Source organism: Pseudomonas sp. ICMP 561, assembly GCF_002699985.1.
GTDB lineage: Bacteria > Pseudomonadota > Gammaproteobacteria > Pseudomonadales > Pseudomonadaceae > Aquipseudomonas > Aquipseudomonas quasicaspiana.
In genome coordinates this window covers 1-14,843 of sequence record NZ_LKBT01000012.1, presented here as the reverse complement: position 1 = coordinate 14,843, position 14,843 = coordinate 1, and the positions used below count along the sequence as shown (strand labels likewise).

Sequence of the window (14,843 nt, the reverse complement as noted above, 5' to 3'; positions counted from 1 at the left end):
GTCCGCCAATTTTTTTTGCGAGGATTCATGAGTACCTCTGCCGACACCCAACAGACCAGCTGGATCAGTGTAGGCGCACTGGCAGTAGCAGCTTTCATCTTCATCACCACCGAATTTGCCCCGGTGGGTCTGCTGTATGCCATTGGCAGCAGCTTCGACATGACCGCTGCACAGGTGGGGCCGATGCTGACGGTCTATGCCTGGACGGTGTCGCTTATGTCCCTGCCCATGATGCTGCTGACTCGCAACGTTGAGCGACGGCTGTTGCTCAAAGTGGCGATTGGCACGCTGATCGTCAGCCACATCGCGCTAAGCCTTTCACCTAACTTCACCATGGTGGTGATCAGCCGGATCGGCATTGCCTTGGCGCATGCTGTGTTCTGGTCCGTCACCGCTTCGCTGGCGGTGCGCCTGGCCCCGGGCGGTAATCGTTCGCGGGCGTTGAGCCTGCTGGCAATGGGCGCTTCGCTGGCTATGGTATTGGGGATTCCCATCGGCCGCGTGCTGGGCGAAAGCATGGGTTGGCGCGCGACGTTTATCACCATCGCAGCCGTCGCAGCGCTGATCTGGTTTCTGCTGGCTAAAAAGCTTCCCCTGCTCCCGAGTCAAAACAGCGGCAGCCTGAAAAGCCTGCCTATCCTGTTCAAACGCCCGGCGCTGGTTTCTCTGTATGGCATCACGGCACTGGTGGTCACCGCCAACTTTACCGCGTACACCTACATCGAGACGTTTGTGCAGTCGGTTGCGGGCTTCAGCGAAGAAACCACCACCTGGATGCTGCTGCTCTTTGGCCTGGCCGGACTGATGGGGTCGATTTTCTTCAACACCCTGTACACCCGCTTCGCCAACCACCTGACCACCATGGCCATCGGCTCGTTGTGCATCTGCCTGACCTTGATGCTTTGGGCTTCATGGAGCATTTACACGTTGGTCGTGGTTTTTGCGCTCTGGGGGCTGGCGATGTTGTGCTTCGGTATTCTGATGCAGTCGCAGGTCATCCAACTGGCACCCGACGCCACCGATGTCGCGTCCGCCATGCACTCTGCCATCTACAACGTCGGCATCGGTGCCGGTGCACTACTGGGCAGTATCGTGGTGCATCATCTGGGCTCGGCGTGGGTCGGCTTCGTCGGCGGGTTCCTGGCCTTGTGTGCCCTGATCATCAGTCGGATAACGAGCCAGCGCTATGGCAGTGCTGAACCGGGACCTGGCACCGTTGACATCATGCACTGACAGGGCCTGCTCAGAAGCCTTCAGTTGAGCCGCCCGGTACGTGATACCGGGTGGCCATGCAGACCAACATCACTGACGCTTCCTGCACTCTGCATAGCGTTTGCAAACGCCATACTGTTTATCCATTTTCGCTATGCGCCTCGTCTTTCAATGCCTGATCGCCCTGCTCCACGCCTGATCCTTGCTGTGCTGCCAGTCCCGATCAGCCTGGCTGTCGATACCGACATGACGCTGAAAGTCGCTGGTGGTAGTGGCCTGACATTGGCGGAAGCCGTCATCCCAGCCCGTGGCGTACTTGCGATCCTCCAGGTAGACGGGCACGTTCTTGCGAAACTCACCGAGGGCGCCAGCCGCTTGCCGACCACTGCCACAGCCGTCGTCAAAGCCACTGGCATACGGCGCTGGATATCCTTGAGCGAGCAGTCGTTCCCGGGTGCTTTCACAGCCTGCCAGCACAGCGACAGACAGAAACAACGACAACACCGCAATGGCACGTCCACCCGAGATTTGCATGTGCATGATGTCAGCCCTTCCCGCCTGCCGCTTCTATGGAGCCAGAGTTGAACGACGTCTGTGCTTGCGGACGATAGAGAATCCAGCGGTAGCAGAGCACACAAATCACCCAGTCAAAAAGTAAAGTCCAGACGTTGTGGGAAAGGAAATGCGCCCCCTGCATCATCCGGCCCACCGACAAAATCACGCCCAACCCGAGCGCAATTCCCAAGGCGATTCGTGCCCCTTTCAGATGGCGGTCCCGCAAGGCAAAGAACAAGGCCAGCAACGAGAAGCCGGTAGAAGCATGCCCGCCCGGCCAGCAGCGGCCAGGTTTGAGGGTGTCCGGGCGCTGGCTGAGCAGTGGCGTGTAAGTCTCGCTGCCTCCAAAATCGCTCAGGCTCCACGGGCATTGCACGGCAGTCACCACTTTCAGCGGCGTAACAATGGCAGTGGTCAATGCAATCGCCAGAACGGTGTAACCCAGCGGCCTGCGCCATTCAGCAAGGCGGGAAGAAAACCAGCTGCTCAGATAAGCAATCGTCAGTACAACGAATAGCACAATCACAGCCTGCTTCACGCGGTCGTGGAGGATGTCTTCCAGCCAGTAACTTTTACGTCCAATAAAGCCCTCGCCCGGCACATAAAACATCTGGGCGATGGAGAAATCCAGAGCCGTTGGATCGAGCAGCAACATCAGCCCCATCAAGACGATGGGGATACCTAATGCGAGTCGAAAATCAAAAGGTCGCGATGCGCGAAGCGGTAGTGCAATAGCCATGGACAGGTTCCGTTATTGGATTACAGATGCAGTGCTTGTTAAGTGTTGGGGCTCTGGGGTTAGCGGTACGGACTCAATCCCGGGCTCTGCGCCGGCTCGTATCGGCTGCTGCAAGGCCGAGCGGCCGTAGAAAAACAGCGCCACCAGCAACGTGCTCAACCAGACAAAAATGCCTGCCCAGAACGTATGCGACAGGTAATGCCAGCCCTGCAAGACCCGCGTTGTGCCGTAGACGAGGCCCAACAGAATCACGCCTGCCAGCAACAACCTGGAGTGCTGCCAACGGTAGCGTCGTGCGACGAAATACACGGCGAACAGGCTGAATGCACTGGAGGCATGTCCCCCTGGCCAGCAGCGACCAGCGCCCGCTTCACGCCACAACGTGAAGTTCTCGAACCATTCCTTATGCAACTGTTTCCCGCCATACAGCGTTGTTTCCACCGGACAATAAATACTGGTGTGGCTTTTGAGGTAATGGATCAGTCCGGTACTCAGGGCAAAGGCAACGATGACGAAAAAGAAATCGAGCCGGTGCCGCTGCAGAAATTTCAGCAGACTTGCCACCCGCGAGCGGGCGATGAATCGGCCGGGGCGTGTTTGACGATAGCGCTCCACACACGGCCAGACGAACGACAGCAATGCACCGATAATGGCTAGCTCACCCGTCCAGTCCGGAATGATCCGGGCCCACTTGTGAGTTACCTGTTCAAAAAGACGACTTTGACCAATGGGGAAAACGCCAGCGGCAGGGTCATAAAAAAGGTTGCTGAACAGCCGGTCGAGATCGGTCAGATCAAAGGCCAGGAACGTTATCAACGCCAACAACAATGGCACGCCCAGATAGCGGGAATAGAAGCGGGATCGGGCACTCAAAGCGTTCATTGATTCACCTGCCCGATCGTCATGTTTTTCCACTGCGCTGCGTCCATTGAACCGATGATGCTCGGCGCATGCTTACCGTCGACACTTACGAACACTGCCTGGGTGTATTCGCTGGAGCGGTCGCCTGCGCGCACGCCCATCTTGCGTTCAAATTGATCGATGCAACCGCTGTGCGTAATCAGCACCAGATTTTGTGCGAGCTGCTTGTGCGCCAGAACAGCGTCCTTGAAACCGCTGTTGCATTCACCGGCCCAGCTCTGGGCCGGTACAACTCGACCCAGAATAAAGTCAGCCGTCTGGCGAGTGCGAGTCAGCGGGCTGGCTATGATCCGGGAGTTTTCAAGACCCATTTGCTGCAAGCCGACACCCACTGCCTGTGCTGACTGGCTGCCTTTGACAGTGATGCCATCAGCACTTCCCAGGCATGGGTTACCAGAGCGATCGCAACGTTCTGCGTGTCGGACCATGACCACCACATCTCCCCGGACCCAGCGGTCATACAATTTAGAATTGTTAAAGTTGTTATTAGTACTTAGATCGACGACGGGAGTCGCTTTATAAAACCAGGCAATTAATACCACAGCAAAAATAGCCGCCGCCACGGACATTACTGAACGGCCGCTGAACATAGCCGTGAAAGAGGTTTTACCGGGAATAACTGATTCATTGATCAGGGTAGTGCTCACGCCTTCGCTCCTGCAAAAAGACCATGGCAACCGTCAGGCGTCGCCCCCTGAAGTTGTCGTACTGTGAGCAAAGCCTAAAGTTAACAACGTGGGAGAGCAGTGAAAACGATGTGAAAAATAAGTCGCAAACAGCCCGCCAAAATGCAGTTATTCAGCCGCCGTTCAGTTGCTAACAATTAGCATTAACTTCTACAAGTACATCCACCTTTTATTGGCATGTTTTTCACAAAAATTTGATCATTCCCTGCCTAGAGTCTGCGCCATTGGAGACACCATGCTCAATCACTCGAGCGACCTCCCTCATTCAGTGAAGCGGAATCACATGTTTAAAATCAAACACCTTCGCCCCGAGGTAGCGACGGCGCTCGGCAGCGCCTTCCTGTTACTCGGATTCAACAGCACCCTTTGGCAACACCTCGTGAGTATTACCGACCACAACGCGATGCTTCGTCTGGCGTTCGGCATCATGTTGTTTGGCGTGTTTAACATCACGCTGACGCTGCTGGCGTTTCGCAAAACATTTAAACCGGTACTGATCACCTTATTCATGATCAGTGCGGGCGTCGCTTATTTCATGAGCCGTTACGGCGTACTGATTGATGCCGGTATGTTAAGAAACTTTGCCGAGACCAACGCAACCGAAGTATGGGATCTACTGTCGCCTAAACTTTTCGTTTATATCTTACTGCTCGGCATCGTTCCGTCTTTACTGTTATGGAAAACCCCAATCAGTTATCGCCCACTGCACCGCGAACTCATCAGCAAGACTCTCGTCACTCTCGGCTGCGCCGCCATGATTGGCAGCGTGGCACTGGTCAACTATCAAGGGTTATCGTCTCTATTCCGCAACCACCACGAGTTACGTTTAATGGTGGTGCCCAGCAACTACGTTGGTGCCTCACTCGGCTACCTGCGTGAACAAGTGGTTACGGCGCAAAAACCTTTTCTGAAAGTCGGCGAAGATGCCACCCGAGACAGTGCCTGGGTACAGCGCCCACGTAAATCGCTCACCGTACTGGTCGTAGGCGAAAGTGCCCGCGCCGAGAATTTCGGGATCCTCGGTTACAACCGGGATACCACCCCGCAACTGCGAGCAGAACCTGGCGTGATTGCCTTTACGGACGTCCACTCCTGCGGGACTGAAACGGCAGTGTCGGTACCGTGCATGTTTTCCAACATGGGACGCAAGAACTACGACGCGCCCACCGCCAAAACCGAGGAAGGTCTGCTGGACGTGCTCAAACGTGCCGGAATAGACGTGATCTGGCGTGACAACCAGTCCGGCTGCAAAGGCACCTGCGACCGGGTTACGCTGCAGGATGTCAGCAAGCTGAAAGACCCTGAGCTGTGCGCCAACAGTGAATGCCGGGATGAAATCCTGCTGCAAGGGCTGCAGAACTTCATTGAGCACCTGGACAAAGACACGGTGCTGGTACTGCATCAAATGGGTAGCCACGGCCCGGAATACTTCAAACGTTATCCGAAGGAGTTTGAGAAATTCACCCCGGTCTGTGAAAGCAATGCGCTGGATAAATGCAGCCGGGACAGTATCGTGAACGGTTATGACAACACGTTGCTCTACACCGACCACGTACTCGCGAGCCTGATTGATATCCTGCGCCGCAACCAGACCAACGTAGACACCGCGATGATTTACCTTTCCGATCATGGTGAGTCGCTGGGTGAATACAACCTGTTCCTCCACGGCACGCCCTACATGCTCGCCCCGGACCAGCAAAAACATGTGCCGATGATGGTCTGGTTTTCGGATAACTATCAGCAGTCTTTTGCCCTTGATACGGCATGCCTGCAACAAACCCGTAATGCGTCTCTGAGCCAGGACAACCTGTTCCATTCGATGCTGGGTTTACTGAAGGTGCATACTCACGTTTACGACCCGTCGCTGGATATGTTTGCCGGTTGCAGAAACGGTACTGCTGACGGCGTATTGGCCAACAAATAACAAACGTCATGTCCGGGACAGCCCCCCCTGTCCCGGTAGACCAGAAAATAATGTGAGCCCGATGCGCATACTTGTTATCGAAGACCATAAAGATATTCTCGCCAACGTTTCGGAGTACTTCACGCTGAAAGGTTGTGAAGTCGTCGGTGCGCTAGACGGGCTGACGGGACTGCATCTGGCGACGACCGGCAATTTCGACGCGATCATCCTCGACCTGATGCTGCCCGGCATGGACGGCAATCTGCTCTGTCGAAAGCTGCGCGAAGACGCCCGCCAGCAGGTTCCGGTCCTGATGCTGACTGCACGTGATCAACTGGAAGATCGTTTGACCGGGTTCAACGTCGGCGCCGACGACTACATCGTCAAACCGTTCGCGCTCTCGGAGCTGTATGCCCGGGTTGAGGCGGTCACGTGGCGCTCAACCGGCATGAAGAAGAACGTGCTCAAGATCCACGACCTGACCTACGATCTGGACTCGCTGGAAGTCAGGCGAGGCGGAACATTACTCAAGCTCAACCCTACCAATATGGTGCTGCTCGAGTTATTGATGCGAAAAAGCCCAATGGTGGTTAAACGAAAGGAGTTCGAACAAGCCGTCTGGGGCAACAATACGCCTGACTCGGACAGTCTGCGCACCAGCCTGTACATGCTGCGCAAGACCATCGACAAACCGTTCGATATCCCGTTGCTGCATACCGTTCATGGCATGGGTTACAAGCTGCAAGGGCCACGGTAGTTCGGCACTTGAGGCAGGGTCGCCAGAGCCTACTCGCGGCCCGCGGGTCTGATCTGAATATAGCGTTGCACCAGCCCCAGACCTGCCAACGGCACACCAACACCCACGATACAAAAGCTCCAGGCAATGCCTTCGATGCCAAAGGCAAGCAGCGCGCCGCCGATGAATGTGGCAGGCAACACCGGGAATACCAATGTGCATATCAACAGTGCATGTGCCCCTAGAAATTTCCTGAGTCGACCTTTGGCGTTGAAAATGCAGACCATCCATAGAACGGCCCAAAATCCGATACTCATCAGGTAAAGAGCCAGATGAAGCAGATCTCCTATCATTCCATAGCCATGCATGTCCTTGGCTCCATGTAAAATAATGCTCGCACCGAGCTTATTGGTTCATGGATAGTCAGTTTGCCTATCCATCCGTTCAAACGTGGGCATGATAGGGATACACGCTGATACCGGATATGTACGCGCCAACAAAGAGAGCTTTCCTACAGCATGAAGCTACAAATCTGACGCGTCCCGCGTGTTGGAAAACTGGCGACCCTCATTGATTAACCCTTTCGCTCATGGAGCAGGTCATTTGTCCTCCCCCGCCTCGCCCGGCACACACCGATTAAAACTGATCGAAACCTGCGGCCTCAGTCGCCAGGATCAGAATGGCGCCTCCCAGCTACTCCACCCCGTGGACTTCATCCTGAGCGGCGGCGACAGAGTGGCGATAACCGGCTCGTCAGGGTCTGGAAAAAGTGTTTTTTTGCGCACCCTGGCGCTATTGGATGCGCCCGATTCAGGTGAAGTACTCTGGCACGGCCAGCCCGTGAATGCCGGGCAGATCCCCTCGTATCGCAGTCAGATTTGCTACCTCGCACAACGCCCGTCGATGATGGATGGCACCGTTGAAGACAACCTGCGTTTTCCCTACAGCCTGAATATCTTCAAACAGAGGAAGTTCGATGCCGAGAAGGTCAAAGCGCTTTTACGTCAGGCAGGAAAACCAGAAAGCTTCCTGGTGAAGGCCGCAGACGATCTTTCCGGAGGTGAGGCTCAGGTTGTTGCACTGATTCGCGCCATTCAGCTGGAGCCGGAAGTGATCCTGCTGGATGAACCTACTGCCGCGCTCGACCCTCAGTCTTCCCGCGATGTAGAAACACTGGTCAATACCTGGTTTACCGGTGGCCTGACGTCCTCACGCGCTTATATCTGGGTATCGCACGATCTCGATCAGGCGCAGCGAATGAGCAACGTCAGATTTGAAATGCACGCCGGTGTGCTGAGCGCGATGGGTAACTCATGATCTATCAAAGCCTGTCGGCTGCAGACATCGCCATCGCCGCGTGCCTGATTCTGATCAACGGGGCGTTATCCCTGGGTTTGAAACTGGGGCTGGAGCGTCAACTGATCTGGGCCTCGGTACGCACGGTCGTTCAGCTACTTGCTATCGGCTACATCCTTGGCTGGGTATTCGAGTTTGCCTACTGGTATGTCGTGCTGCCGCTGATGTGCCTGATGACGTTGATTGCCGGTATGTCGGCAGCGGGACGAGGCAACCGCACTTATGCCGGGCGGCGTCTGGACAGTGTTGTGTCAGTGTGGGGCAGCTCGTGGCTAGTGGCTGCGATAGGTCTGTTGCTGGTTATTCAGATTCGCCCCTGGTACGAACCGCAGTACGCGATTCCGATTCTTGGGATGATTCTGGGCAATACCCTGACCGGTGTGTCGCTGGGAATCGAACGCATGATGCAGGAGCTGTCGTCGGGACGAAGTACCGTGGAAACAATCCTCGCACTGGGCGGTTCACGCTGGGAAGCGGCGCAAATGGCGGCCCGGCAAGCAGTAAGAGCAGGCATGACGCCTACTCTGAATCAGATGAGCGTGGTGGGCATCGTGAGCCTGCCCGGGATGATGACCGGCCAGGTGCTGGCGGGGCAATCGCCCGTAGAAGCTGTCCGTTATCAGATCGTGATCATGTTCCTGATCGCCGCGTCCTCAGCACTCGGCACCGTCTGCGCCGTACTGTTGACGTACCGTCGATTATTCTCGGCTGATCATCGTTTCATGATGCATAAGCTGACCAATAGAGTCTGATGGAGACGCACCAGGCTTACAGACCGCCATCGCAGCCTTCGGCAGCTCCTACAGATCACGCGTTTCGGCACGGCGCGGAGCACACGCGGAATTCATGGCACCACGCGATTTCCTGTAGGAGCCATCGGAGGTTACGACGGTCGCGAAGCGGTGCATCGGGCGAAACACGATAACGGCCTCGCCAACAAGTTGATTCGCTCAGCGCCCCAATGCCTGAATGAAACTGATAAAAGCCCGCAACGGCGCAGGCACATTTCGTCGCCCCGGGTAATAAAGCATTAACCCTGGTTCATCCTGGCACCAGTCATTCAGCAACAATTGCAGTTTTCCGTCAGCCAGACTTTGCGCGACAGCTTGTTCCAGGACAAACGCCACTCCAAGGCCACCTTCGGCAGCCTCTATCATCAGGGCCATGCGGTTGACGGTCAGCGAGCCTGGCACATCCAGCTCGACTCTTTCACCCTGCCGTTCAAACTCCCAGGCATAGCGCTCGCCTCTGGGCATTCTGATCCGGATACATCTATGCGTCTTCAACTCCGCCGGGTGAACGGGACGACCGTATTGCTTAAGATAGCCTGGAGAAGCCACGGGAACGAAACGTGCCTTGCCGCCAAACGGCACGCCGATCATGTCGATCGGCACACTGCTGCCCAGCCGGATGCCTGCGTCACAGCCATCGGCGACGATGTCCACCGGCCGCTCCTCGTGGCGTAGCTCAAGCTCAATGTCCGGATGAAGCGTCATGAACGCTGGCACCACCTCCTTCAACAGATAGCGGGCCGCAGCAAACGGGGTGTTGATGCGCAGCTCACCGCTGATGCTGCCGTCCTGCTGCTGGTTGATTTCGTCGACGGCAACGCGCAGCTCACCGAGTACCGGACGAATTCGGGACAGGAAAGCTTCACCTTCCACCGTCAGCGCGACGCTACGGGTGGTGCGATGGAACAGGCGCAGCTTGAGTGTTACCTCAAGTTCAGTGATTGCGTGACTGAGACTCGAAGGCGCCATTTCAAGCAATCGAGCGGCGCTGCGGAAGCTGCCAGTGTCCGCGACGGCCAACGCCATGCGCAGGCTTTTCAAGCTAAGGTCATGGATTGGTGTCAATTTTCGATCAGCCTGTTCGTGATTGATGGTCTATTCAGAACAGCATGCCAGTCCCATCCTTGATTTGAAATCCACAAACAAGTGAGGACATCAACATGCCTGCATCATGGTTCATAACCGGTGCAAACTCTGGCTTCGGCCGACTCATGACTGAAATGCTGCTTGAACGCGGCGACCGGGTCGCTGCCACCTACCGCAGCGATGGTGTACTGGATGATCTGACGCAACGCTTTCCCGAATCGCTCGTTCCCATTCAACTGGACCTGACCGATAGCGACCGCATCGCCCCAGCCGTCGCTGAGGCTTTTCAGGCATTAGGGCGTATCGACATCGTCATCAGCAATGCAGGTTACGGGACCTTCGGGGCTGCGGAAGAGCTTTCCCAGATGCAGATCAGACGTCAGATCGAGACAAATCTGCTCGGCTCGATCTTTTTCATCCAGGCGCTGTTACCTCACCTGCGCCAACAAGGGAGCGGTCGTGTTCTCCAGGTCAGTTCCGAAGGCGGAAGGATCAGCTATCCAGGCTTCAGCCTCTACCACGCCAGCAAATGGGGTCAGGAGGGATTTGTTGAAGCGGTCGCTCAGGAAGTCGCCCACTTTGGCATCGAGATGTGTCTGCTGGAACCCGGCCCTACGGCGACGAATTTTCTTGCCGGTATCGACAGTGCATCGCCGTCAGGCGCTTATGAAAACAGCCCGGTAAACGCCCTGCGCAATCGCCTTGAAGGTGGCGAGTTCAGCCCGCACATGGGCGACCCGGTCAAGATTGCCCAGCAGATGATCGCCATCGCAGAAGCCGACGCATTACCGCTTCGAGTGCCATTGGGCAGTATTGCCTGGGACAATATCGATGCGAAATTACACGAGCGCCAAACGTTGTTAAGCACTCAAAAAGACCTGGCTTATGGCTGTGATGTCGACAGCAATAAATACCGCGTTTGACTTTATAGAAGGCTGAAGAGCTCAGCCCGGAGCATCCACCACACACATCCGTATCCGGGGTATGAATTTCATCAATTCCGATAATCAACGGAAGCATTTGAAATTATTAATAAAAAGGCGTCCCCTTGCGAACCGCAACTATCAGGTTGCCTCGCAAGTCTGGAGCTTTGGTTTTGCCCCTCATTTTCAAAGATTTAAAAAACGCGTCAGTCATGTTCCTGTTCAAACTTGTATTGACGGGCATCGTTTCGGGATGATCTGGCTGGACATCGCCGTATTTGATACTCAACTGCTGGAGACTTCATTCACTGAAGTCTCTCAGGAAATCATGCTGTTCGCTTGCGCTCTGCTCTTCTGGTTTTCACCTGCTAACGATGGTCAGAAAGGTTTCAAGTCTTTGGTTGCGGGTTTCTTCGCCTGCCTTCTGATGAGGGAGCTCGACGGTCTTTTTGACCCTATCAGCCATAGCGCCTGGTGTTGGCCGTTTTTGCTGATCGCCATCACGTCGCTGACCATCGCTTTCAATTCGACGAATCGTCAGAACACCCTGCAAGCCTTGGCTGCCTTCACCAAAACCCCGGCCTTCGGTACGTTGTCGACCGGATTATGTGTGCTGGTGTTTTCCCGGGTATTCGGCATGGGCTCGCTTTGGCATCTGATTCTGGATGACGGTTATGCACGCCTGGCCAAGACGGCTGTGGAGGAAGGGATCGAATTGATGACCTATGCCATGTGGCTGTCAGCCAGTGTCGGCTACTGGCTGCAACAGCGGTCTGTGGCTGCAGATGTTCCAGGCAGAGTGAGTAACTCAAAACTGCAGACGAGCGCTGTCTGAGTGCCAGGTTAAATCACAACCCGGATCCCTGTAGCTCACCGAGGTTACGAGGCCAGCGACGGCGGAGTGTCAGACAAACCGTGATCGCTGGCCTCGTAACCTCGGTGAGCTCCTACAGGATCGGGGTGCAACCAGAAAAACTATTGCAGCCAGAATCAAACGCTGTCTTAAACGCCCAACAATTGCTTCGTTGTCGTCATCGACGTCTGCAAAGGCTGACCATCGCGCTGTAGTTTGTTCAACAGGCTGGCGCCCAGCCACATCTGATAAAGCGTTTCTGCCAGCTGTCGCGCATCGCTGCCAGGCAGGCACCCTTCGGTTTGCCCTTGCCTGATACATGCCGTCAGCCGCGCCACAATTTGCTCGGCACCGTCACGCAAAGTGATGCGCATCGACTCCGACAAGTCCGACACTTCAGCGCTCAATTTGACCACCAGGCACTCGTTGCCGCTGAAAGGCTCGACACAACGCTGCTGCCAGCCGAGCCAGTAATCCATCAGGCGCTCTCGAGGCGTTAGCCCCGGCAAGGCCAGGCGCCTGTCCATGTCAGCGAGATAGCCAGCAAAGTAATCTTCCAGCAAGGCCTGCCCGTACTGCTCCTTGGATTTGAAGTAGTGATAGAAAGAGCCTTTGGGCACGCCAGCGACTTGCAGCAGCTCACTGAGCCCCACGCTGGTGAAGCCCTTCCCCGCCATCATGCGGTGGCCGGTATCGAGCAAATGCTGGCGAGTGTCGTCATAGGTCGGTTTCATAAGGCGCAAAATACCAAACATTAGACCAGTCGTCTATTTTTTGAACGATCATGCGGGTTGAATGACCAACTTTGTGAACGCGCTTTGAAAAAAAATCTAGACGACTGGTCTATTCCGAGTCTAAGCTTTGTCCATCGGTGACCTGAGGCGCTGGTTTTCCAGCTCCCGCTTCGATCGCCTCATTGCCAGTCCTTCACCTTCAAGGAGTACCTTATGAAAATTCTGATGGTTCTGACTTCGCACGATCAACTGGGTAATACCGGCAAGAAAACCGGCTTTTGGCTCGAAGAATTTGCTGCTCCCTATTTCGCGTTCAAGGATGCGGGTGCCGACATCACTGTCGTCTCGCCAGCCGGTGGTCAGCCACCACTTGATCCGAAAAGCGACGAGCCTGATGCGCAAACCGCTGAGACCGATCGCTTCCGCAAAGACGCTGAGGCTCAACGCGTACTCGCCAACACTGGCCTGCTGTCAGATGTCCGCGCTGAAGACTTCGACGCAGTCTTTTACCCAGGTGGCCATGGCCCGCTGTGGGATCTGGCTGTAGACAAGAACTCGATTGCGCTGATTGAAGCCTTCGACCGCAGCAACAAGCCTCATGGCTTTGTCTGCCACGCACCTGGCGTGCTGATCAACGTCAAAGGCGCAAACGGCAAGCCGCTGATCGAAGGTCGTAAAGTGACTGGCTTCACCAATTCGGAAGAAGAAGCCGTTGGCCTGACAGAGGTGGTGCCGTTCCTGATCGAAGACGAATTCCAGCGTCTGGGCGGGCACTACTCCAAGCTGGGCGATTGGCAGGTCTACGTTGTAGAAGACGGTCAACTGGTCACTGGCCAGAACCCTGCAAGCTCGGCAGCAGTCGCTGAAGCATTGCTGAAAAAACTGGGCTGATTCTCAGGCTTAAGACTTCCTGTAAAACGATTCACCGTGGACGCTGCGCCGAACGGCAAAGCGTCCATTATTTTTAGCTAAAAACTAGTCGACTGGTCTAATAAGCACCAGGACCTTCCATGTCGAACAAGGCAGATCAATGAACAACTCAGTCAAAAACAGCAATTTCTTCACCCCGACTCAATTGGGAAATCACTCTCTCAAAAACCGTATTGTCCTGCCGCCCCTCACCCGGCAACGCAGCAGCCAGCCTGGCAACGTCGCCAATGAACTCATGGCGCAGTACTACAGCCAGCGTGCAGGTGCGGGATTTCTGGTGACTGAAGGTACGCAAATCGAACCTCGCGGTCAGGGCTACGCCTGGACACCTGGCATCTATACGCCCGAGCAAGTCTCTGGTTGGCGCAAGGTGACGGAGGCGGTGCATTCCGAAGGCGGCGTGATCTTCGCCCAGCTGTGGCATGTCGGCCGGGTGTCTCACACCGCGCTGCAACCGAATGGCGACGCCCCCATATCGGCCTCGGCCATTGCAGCGGATCAGGTGAAAGTGTTTATCGAAACCGCGCCGGGCGCAGGTGAACTGGTCAAACCTTCGATGCCGAGAGCGCTGACCACCGATGAAGTCCAGGAGCTTGTTCAGCTCTACATTCAAGCCGCCCGCAATGCGATGGAGGCTGGTTTCGATGGCATAGAACTGCATTGCGCCAATGGCTATCTGGTTAACCAATTCATTTCGGCCCACAGCAACCATCGCGAAGACCAGTACGGCGGCTCGCTTGATAATCGCCTGCGCTTCTTGCGCGAAATCGTTGCGGGTGTTGCCGAGTGCATTGGCAAAGAGAAAGTCGGCGTACGTTTTGCGCCTCTGTTCACGACGACGGATGAAGACCGTACTTACTTGGGGTTGGTAGAAGAAGATCCGCACACCACTTATATCGAAGCCATCAAGGTTCTGGAGAACGTCGGCATCGCTTATCTGTCCATTGCCGAAGCCGATTGGGATGACGCGCCAGCCATGCCTGAAGCATTCCGCCGTGACGTGAGAAGCACCTTCAGCGGGGCCATCATGTATGCCGGAAAATACACGGCACAAAGCGGTTCAGCCCTGCTGGATTCAGACCTGGCGGACCTCGTCGCGTTTGGCCGACCGTTCATTGCCAACCCGGACCTCCCCGCCCGTATTGCTAATGACTGGCCGTTGAATCCGATCAATCCGGCGACGGTGTATGGCGGTACCGCCGAGGGTTATGTGGATTATCCGGTGTACGCTGAGTAGTCATCCAGATACGACGTGACGCTTGCTCGCGATTCAGATATCTGCGATTTGACAGGTAAACCTGGTTGCTCTTGTCGCGGGCAAGTCGGGATGCCGCCCACTCGCTTGTATGGTTAGACTTGAAGGGGTGGTGGGACGAACAGTTCGCATCTGACTGCTGCAACAGTACAGACCGTGGGAG

General features: G+C 55.6%; 16 protein-coding genes. 9 read left to right on the top strand and 7 right to left on the bottom strand.

Annotated elements, in window-relative coordinates:
* Nucleotides 1-27 precede the first annotated feature (27 nt).
* Nucleotides 28-1,233 (top strand): sugar transporter, encoded by a 1,206-nt coding sequence (locus AO242_RS10285; protein ID WP_027897871.1) that lies wholly within the window; start codon nt 28-30, stop codon nt 1,231-1,233.
* Nucleotides 1,234-1,380: 147 nt separating this feature from the next.
* On the opposite strand, the gene AO242_RS10280 is transcribed toward AO242_RS10285, so the two are convergent.
* From AO242_RS10280 to AO242_RS10265, 4 genes are read right to left on the bottom strand one after another with little or no spacing between them, the layout of a single operon-like run.
* Nucleotides 1,381-1,746, bottom strand: a complete 366-nt coding sequence (locus AO242_RS10280) for a hypothetical protein (RefSeq protein WP_049826681.1) — start codon at nt 1,744-1,746, stop codon at nt 1,381-1,383.
* 10 nt (nt 1,747-1,756) lie between these two features.
* On the bottom strand, nt 1,757-2,506 hold the full coding sequence (locus tag AO242_RS10275) for a phosphatase PAP2 family protein (protein WP_099268618.1): 750 nt from the start codon (nt 2,504-2,506) through the stop codon (nt 1,757-1,759).
* Between the two features lie 12 nt (nt 2,507-2,518).
* Complete coding sequence (locus AO242_RS10270; protein WP_099268617.1) at nt 2,519-3,388, bottom strand: phosphatase PAP2 family protein; 870 nt, start codon at nt 3,386-3,388, stop codon at nt 2,519-2,521.
* A complete protein-coding gene (locus AO242_RS10265; RefSeq protein ID WP_099268616.1) occupies nt 3,385-4,074 on the bottom strand; it encodes a histidine phosphatase family protein in 690 nt (229 codons plus the stop codon). Before AO242_RS10265 ends, AO242_RS10270 begins: the two co-directional genes overlap by 4 nt.
* A gap of 322 nt (nt 4,075-4,396) precedes the next feature.
* Between AO242_RS10265 and AO242_RS10260 the strand changes: the two genes are divergently transcribed.
* Both AO242_RS10260 and AO242_RS10255 read left to right on the top strand, forming a co-directional pair.
* The gene (locus AO242_RS10260) at nt 4,397-6,037 is read left to right on the top strand and encodes a phosphoethanolamine transferase (protein WP_099268937.1); all 1,641 of its coding nucleotides are present in this window, start codon (nt 4,397-4,399) and stop codon (nt 6,035-6,037) included.
* Between the two features lie 61 nt (nt 6,038-6,098).
* A complete protein-coding gene (locus tag AO242_RS10255; RefSeq protein ID WP_027897862.1) occupies nt 6,099-6,773 on the top strand; it encodes a response regulator transcription factor in 675 nt (224 codons plus the stop codon).
* A gap of 29 nt (nt 6,774-6,802) precedes the next feature.
* Here AO242_RS10255 and AO242_RS10250 read toward each other — a convergent pair whose 3' ends face one another.
* Nucleotides 6,803-7,069 carry a hypothetical protein gene (locus AO242_RS10250; protein ID WP_141562204.1) on the bottom strand — a complete coding sequence of 89 codons (267 nt, stop codon included), beginning with the start codon at nt 7,067-7,069 and terminating at the stop codon, nt 6,803-6,805.
* Between the two features lie 286 nt (nt 7,070-7,355).
* On the opposite strand from AO242_RS10250, the gene AO242_RS10245 reads away from it, so the two are divergent.
* The gene (locus AO242_RS10245) at nt 7,356-8,069 is read left to right on the top strand and encodes an ABC transporter ATP-binding protein (protein ID WP_241154042.1); all 714 of its coding nucleotides are present in this window, start codon (nt 7,356-7,358) and stop codon (nt 8,067-8,069) included.
* Complete coding sequence (locus tag AO242_RS10240) at nt 8,066-8,860, top strand: ABC transporter permease (RefSeq protein WP_099268614.1); 795 nt, start codon at nt 8,066-8,068, stop codon at nt 8,858-8,860. Before AO242_RS10245 ends, AO242_RS10240 begins: the two co-directional genes overlap by 4 nt.
* Before the next feature lie 198 nt (nt 8,861-9,058).
* On the opposite strand, the gene AO242_RS10235 is transcribed toward AO242_RS10240, so the two are convergent.
* Entirely contained in the window at nt 9,059-9,940 is an 882-nt protein-coding gene (locus AO242_RS10235) for a LysR family transcriptional regulator (protein ID WP_257153410.1), read from the bottom strand.
* Nucleotides 9,941-10,059: 119 nt separating this feature from the next.
* Between AO242_RS10235 and AO242_RS10230 the strand changes: the two genes are divergently transcribed.
* Nucleotides 10,060-10,908 (top strand): SDR family oxidoreductase, encoded by an 849-nt coding sequence (locus AO242_RS10230; protein ID WP_099268613.1) that lies wholly within the window; start codon nt 10,060-10,062, stop codon nt 10,906-10,908.
* A gap of 61 nt (nt 10,909-10,969) precedes the next feature.
* A complete protein-coding gene (locus tag AO242_RS10225; RefSeq protein WP_141562203.1) occupies nt 10,970-11,743 on the top strand; it encodes a hypothetical protein in 774 nt (257 codons plus the stop codon).
* Between the two features lie 167 nt (nt 11,744-11,910).
* On the opposite strand, the gene AO242_RS10220 is transcribed toward AO242_RS10225, so the two are convergent.
* Nucleotides 11,911-12,495, bottom strand: coding sequence for a TetR/AcrR family transcriptional regulator (locus tag AO242_RS10220; RefSeq protein WP_099268934.1), 585 nt, complete (start codon nt 12,493-12,495; stop codon nt 11,911-11,913).
* Nucleotides 12,496-12,708: 213 nt separating this feature from the next.
* Here AO242_RS10220 and AO242_RS10215 point away from each other — a divergent pair, with 213 nt between their 5' ends.
* Both AO242_RS10215 and AO242_RS10210 read left to right on the top strand, forming a co-directional pair.
* Nucleotides 12,709-13,386 carry a type 1 glutamine amidotransferase domain-containing protein gene (locus AO242_RS10215; RefSeq protein ID WP_099268611.1) on the top strand — a complete coding sequence of 226 codons (678 nt, stop codon included), beginning with the start codon at nt 12,709-12,711 and terminating at the stop codon, nt 13,384-13,386.
* Nucleotides 13,387-13,525: 139 nt separating this feature from the next.
* Complete coding sequence (locus AO242_RS10210; RefSeq protein ID WP_099268610.1) at nt 13,526-14,662, top strand: alkene reductase; 1,137 nt, start codon at nt 13,526-13,528, stop codon at nt 14,660-14,662.
* Nucleotides 14,663-14,843 lie beyond the last annotated feature (181 nt).

Excerpts from the sequence above, each read along its gene's own strand:
- AO242_RS10270 (WP_099268617.1), bottom strand. The coding sequence starts at position 3,388 with ATGAACGCTTTGAGTGCCCGATCCCGCTTCTATTCCCGCTATCTGGGC.
- AO242_RS10285 (WP_027897871.1), top strand. The coding sequence starts at position 28 with ATGAGTACCTCTGCCGACACCCAACAGACCAGCTGGATCAGTGTAGGC.
- AO242_RS10280 (WP_049826681.1), bottom strand. The coding sequence starts at position 1,746 with ATGCAAATCTCGGGTGGACGTGCCATTGCGGTGTTGTCGTTGTTTCTG.
- AO242_RS10225 (WP_141562203.1), top strand. The coding sequence starts at position 10,970 with ATGAATTTCATCAATTCCGATAATCAACGGAAGCATTTGAAATTATTA.
- AO242_RS10240 (WP_099268614.1), top strand. The coding sequence starts at position 8,066 with ATGATCTATCAAAGCCTGTCGGCTGCAGACATCGCCATCGCCGCGTGC.
- AO242_RS10220 (WP_099268934.1), bottom strand. The coding sequence starts at position 12,495 with ATGAAACCGACCTATGACGACACTCGCCAGCATTTGCTCGATACCGGC.
- AO242_RS10215 (WP_099268611.1), top strand. The coding sequence starts at position 12,709 with ATGAAAATTCTGATGGTTCTGACTTCGCACGATCAACTGGGTAATACC.
- AO242_RS10275 (WP_099268618.1), bottom strand. The coding sequence starts at position 2,506 with ATGGCTATTGCACTACCGCTTCGCGCATCGCGACCTTTTGATTTTCGA.
- AO242_RS10260 (WP_099268937.1), top strand. The coding sequence starts at position 4,397 with ATGTTTAAAATCAAACACCTTCGCCCCGAGGTAGCGACGGCGCTCGGC.
- AO242_RS10210 (WP_099268610.1), top strand. The coding sequence starts at position 13,526 with ATGAACAACTCAGTCAAAAACAGCAATTTCTTCACCCCGACTCAATTG.
- AO242_RS10250 (WP_141562204.1), bottom strand. The coding sequence starts at position 7,069 with ATGAGTATCGGATTTTGGGCCGTTCTATGGATGGTCTGCATTTTCAAC.
- AO242_RS10230 (WP_099268613.1), top strand. The coding sequence starts at position 10,060 with ATGCCTGCATCATGGTTCATAACCGGTGCAAACTCTGGCTTCGGCCGA.
- AO242_RS10255 (WP_027897862.1), top strand. The coding sequence starts at position 6,099 with ATGCGCATACTTGTTATCGAAGACCATAAAGATATTCTCGCCAACGTT.